The sequence below is a fragment of the Phenylobacterium sp. genome (assembly GCF_030693805.1).
Classification (GTDB): domain Bacteria; phylum Pseudomonadota; class Alphaproteobacteria; order Caulobacterales; family Caulobacteraceae; genus Phenylobacterium.
The window spans coordinates 1-4,234 of the sequence record NZ_JAUXZW010000406.1; the positions used below are offsets into that span (position 1 = coordinate 1).

Below are 4,234 nucleotides of genomic sequence, written 5' to 3' on the forward strand. Positions count from 1 at the left end.
CGCACCGCGACGGCCGCCAGCCGGTTGGCGCCGCGGGCGTCCAGCAGGCCGTCCTCGGTGAGCGTGCCGGGCGTGACCACGCGCACCACGTCGCGACGGACCACCGACTTCGCGCCGCGTTTGCGCGCAGCGGCGGGATCCTCCATCTGCTCGCAGACCGCGACCTTGAAGCCGGCGCGGATCAGCTTGGCGAGATAGGCCTCGGCGGCGTGCGCCGGTACGCCGGCCATGGGGATGGGGCGGCCCTGGTGGGTTCCGCGCGCGGTGAGCGCGATGCCGAGGGCGGCGGCGGCCGCTTGCGCGTCCTCGAAGAACAGCTCGTAGAAGTCGCCCATGCGGAAGAACACCAGAGCGTCGGGTTGGCGCGACTTGGCGTCGAAGTACTGCGCCATCACCGGCGTGGCGCCAGTTGCGGCGTCGAGGGGCGCGGCGTCGAGGGACTCTGGGGAAGCAGGGGCGTTCATTTGGGCGGCGAAGCTATCCTCGCACGCGCGGCGCGTCAGCCCCCCGCGAGAGGACGGGCCCTTGCGAAGCGCGCACGCGGCGCCAAGCTGTCACTCATGGGTTTCGTGATCTTCCCAGCCGGACCGTCCGACGCCGAGGACCTGGCGGCCGTCCATGTGCGGGCGTGGCGCGAGACCTACCCGGGGATGCTGCCGGAGGCCTATCTGTCGCGGCTGTCGGTCCCGGTGCACGCGCGGCGCTGGCGTTTCGCGCTGAAGCAGGCCGAGCCGACGGAGCTGACCTTGGCCGCCGCCGATCGCTCGGGGCTGGTCGGCTATGCGGGCGTGGGATCGTCGCGGCGGGCCATCGACGGCGAGGCGGAGATCCACACCCTCTATCTGCTGCGCGCGGCGCAAGGCTTCGGGCTGGGTCGGCGGCTGGTCGCGGACGCGGCGCGGCTGATGGCGGCGCGGGGCTTCGGGTCGATGCGAATCAGCACCTTGAGCGACAACCGCCGCGCTCGGAGTTTCTACGAACACCTGGGCGGCGCGGTGCAGGCGGAGCGGCCGGAAGCCGGCCCCGGCGGGGTGATGTTCGAGACGGCGTACCTCTGGCCGCGGATCGGCGCGCTGTTCGAGTAGGGGGCGGCGCTTCACTGAACGTCATCTCGGGACAAGCCACAGGATGACGTTCGGGAGGGAGAGAGGATTGGGGATCGTTCGTCGAAAGCGCGCCGCCCGGCGACGCCTCGGCTTAAATCCCATGGCGGCATTTTGCCTGGCGACCCGGGCCTCTCAAGGACGAGCGCGCAGCGCTCGCCGCGGCGCGGCCGGCCGGGGGCCGGTCCTTAACCGGCCCGGGTCGCCAGGCTCGCGATCTTCCATGGGATTCAAGCCGCAGCCCGCCCGCGGGCGCGGCCGTCGCTTACTTGGGTCAATGGTGTTGCGGTTTGCGCGCTGACAGCCCGCTTGGGTCCCGGCTTTCGCCGGGATGAGCGGCTAAATCACCCGCCGGTGACTTCGCTCCAGAAGCGCTTGGCCTTGCCAAGGAAGTTGGCGGACTTGGGGTTTTGCTGGTCGCCGCAGAGGCCGGCGAATTCGCGCAGCAGCTCCTTCTGGCGGGCGGTCAGCTTGGCCGGCGTCTCGACGAACAGCTCGACCACCAGGTCGCCGCGCTCGCGCGAGCGCAGGGACGGCATGCCACGACCCTTGACCCTGAGCGTGCGGCCGGTCTGCGAACCTTCCGGCACCTTGACGCTGATCTTGCACTCGCCGTCGCAGTCCTCGCCGCCCATCAGGCAAGGCGCGTCGATCTCGCCGCCGAGCGCCGCGGTCGCCATGGTCACCGGCACGGTGCAAAGCAGGTCGAGCCCGTCGCGTTCAAAAAGCTCGTGCGGGCGCACCGACAGGAAGATGTAGAGGTCGCCGCGCGGTCCGCCGCGCGCGCCAGCGTCGCCCTCGCCGGCCAGCCGGATACGGGCGCCGTCGTCGACGCCGGCAGGGATGCGCACCGCCAGGGTGTGCTCGCGCCGCACCTGGCCCTGACCGTGGCAGTCCTCGCAGGGGTCCAGCACGAGGCGGCCGGAGCCGCCGCAGCGCGGGCAGGTGCGCTCGACCGAGAAGAAGCCCTGGGAGGCGCGCACGCGCCCTGCCCCGCCGCACGTGCCGCAGGTGGTCGGGCTGGTGCCGGGCTTGGCGCCCGAGCCGTCACAGGTCTCGCAATGCATGGACGAGGGGACGGTGAGCTCGACCTCGGCGCCGGCGTAGGCCTGCTCGAGGTTGATCTCCAGGTCGTAGCGCAAGTCCTGGCCACGGGCTGGACCCCGGCCGCGCCCGCGCGCGCCGAACATGTCGCCGAAGACATCGCCGAACACGTCGTTGAAGATATCGTGGACGTCGCCGAAGCCTTGGCCCGCTCCGCGTCCCTGCTGGCCGCTGACGCCGGCGTGGCCATAGCGGTCGTAGGCGGCGCGCTTCTGCGGATCGGAGAGGACCGAATAGGCCTCGTTGATCTCCTTGAAGCGGGACTCCGCATCCTCGCAACCGCCATTGCGGTCCGGGTGATGCTCCATCGCCAGCTTGCGGAAGGACGATTTCAGAACGGCGCCGTCGCAGCTCCGTTCGACGCCCAGGATCTCGTAATAGTCCCGCATCAAATCATCAGGCATTCGATTGAGTCTGAAGCTTGAGGTGGGAGGGGCCCCGTTCCACTGCAAGGCTTAGCGCCGAGTGAAACGAGGCCTTCATCCCGCGAAGGTTGGCGGCGACGTTCCCCATGGATGCTTTTGAGGCAGGGATACGTCGGCCGCCATGGGTCAAAGCGTCACGCCGACTTCTTGTGTTCGTCGCTGACGTCCTCGAACTCCGCATCGACGACATCGTCGCCACCGCCCTGGGGCTGACCCTGAGCGTCGTCGGCCGGGCCGCCTTGCTGAGCAGCGTACATCGCCTCGCCAAGCTTCATCGAAGCCTGGATCAGGGTCTGGGTCTTGGCGGCGATGGATTCCGCGTCGCCGCTTTCCAGGTCGCCCTTCAGATCGGCCAGCGCCGTCTCGATCGCCGACTTGTCGGGCTCGCCCACCTTGTCGCCATGCTCGGCCATGGCCCGTTCGGTCGAGTGGATGACCGCGTCGGCCTGGTTGCGGGCGTCGACGACCGCCTTGCGCTTCTCATCGTCGGCTTTGTTGGACTCAGCCTCGCGGACCATCTTCTCGATGTCAGCGTCGGAGAGCCCGCCATTGGCCTGGATGCGGATCGACTGCTCCTTGGCGGTCGCCTTGTCGCGCGCCGAGACGTTGACGATGCCGTTGGCGTCGATGTCGAAGGTGACCTCGACCTGCGGCACGCCACGCGGGGCCGGCGGAATGCCCACCAGGTCGAACTGGCCCAGCATCTTGTTGTCCTGCGCCATCGGCCGCTCGCCCTGGAAGACGCGGATGGTCACCGCGCTCTGGTTGTCGTCGGCTGTGGAGAAGGTCTGGCTGCGCTTGGTCGGGATCGTGGTGTTGCGCTCGATTAGCGGGGTGAACACGCCGCCCAGCGTCTCAATGCCGAGCGTCAGCGGCGTCACGTCCAGCAGCAGCACGTCCTTGACGTCGCCCTGCAGCACGCCGGCCTGGACCGCGGCGCCCAGAGCCACGACCTCGTCGGGATTGACGCCGGTGTGGGGTTCACGGCCGAAGAACGCCTTCACCGTCTCCACCACCTTGGGCATGCGGGTCATGCCGCCGACCAGGATGACTTCGTCGATGTCGGTCTTCTTCAGGCCCGCGTCCTTCAGCGCCTGCTCGCTGGGACCGACGGTCTTGGCCACCAGATCCTCGACCAGGGCTTCCAGCTTGGAGCGCGAGATCTTGATGTTCAGGTGCAGCGGACCCGAGGCGTTCATCGAGATGAAGGGCAGGTTCACCTCGTACTGGGTGGTGAACGACAGCTCCTTCTTGGCCTTCTCGCCTTCTTCCTTCAGGCGCTGCAGGGCCAGCTTGTCCTTTCGCAGGTCGACGCTGGTTTCCTTTTTGAACTCGTCGGCGAGGTAGTCGACGATGCGCATGTCGAAGTCTTCGCCGCCCAGGAAGGTGTCGCCGTTGGTCGACTTCACCTCGAAGACGCCATCGCCGATCTCTAGGATCGAGACGTCGAAGGTGCCGCCGCCGAGGTCGTAGACGGCGATCTTCTTGCCTTCGTTCTTTTCCAGGCCATAGGCCAGGGCCGCGGCGGTCGGCTCATTGATTATCCGCAGGACTTCCAGGCCGGCGATCTTGCCGGCGTCCTTGGTGGCCTGGCGCTGGGCG

Annotated in this window: 3 protein-coding genes and 1 pseudogene; 1 reads left to right on the forward strand and 3 read right to left on the reverse strand. The window is 68.5% G+C overall.

Annotated features, from left to right (window positions below; translation table 11 throughout):
• Nucleotides 1–464, reverse strand: a pseudogene (locus Q8M88_RS16195) (DNA mismatch repair protein MutS); the annotation flags it as partial.
• A gap of 96 nt (nucleotides 465–560) precedes the next feature.
• Here Q8M88_RS16195 and Q8M88_RS16200 point away from each other — a divergent pair.
• Nucleotides 561–1,085: a GNAT family N-acetyltransferase gene (locus Q8M88_RS16200; RefSeq protein WP_305598188.1), complete on the forward strand. Its 525-nt coding sequence runs from the start codon at nucleotides 561–563 to the stop codon at nucleotides 1,083–1,085.
• A gap of 362 nt (nucleotides 1,086–1,447) precedes the next feature.
• Here Q8M88_RS16200 and dnaJ read toward each other — a convergent pair whose 3' ends face one another.
• A complete protein-coding gene (gene dnaJ / locus Q8M88_RS16205) occupies nucleotides 1,448–2,596 on the reverse strand; it encodes a molecular chaperone DnaJ (protein WP_305598189.1) in 1,149 nt (382 codons plus the stop codon).
• A 170-nt stretch (nucleotides 2,597–2,766) separates the two neighbouring features.
• Nucleotides 2,767–4,234, reverse strand: a 1,468-nt coding sequence (dnaK, locus tag Q8M88_RS16210; RefSeq protein ID WP_305598190.1) for a molecular chaperone DnaK, incomplete at its 5' end; no start/stop codon positions are given.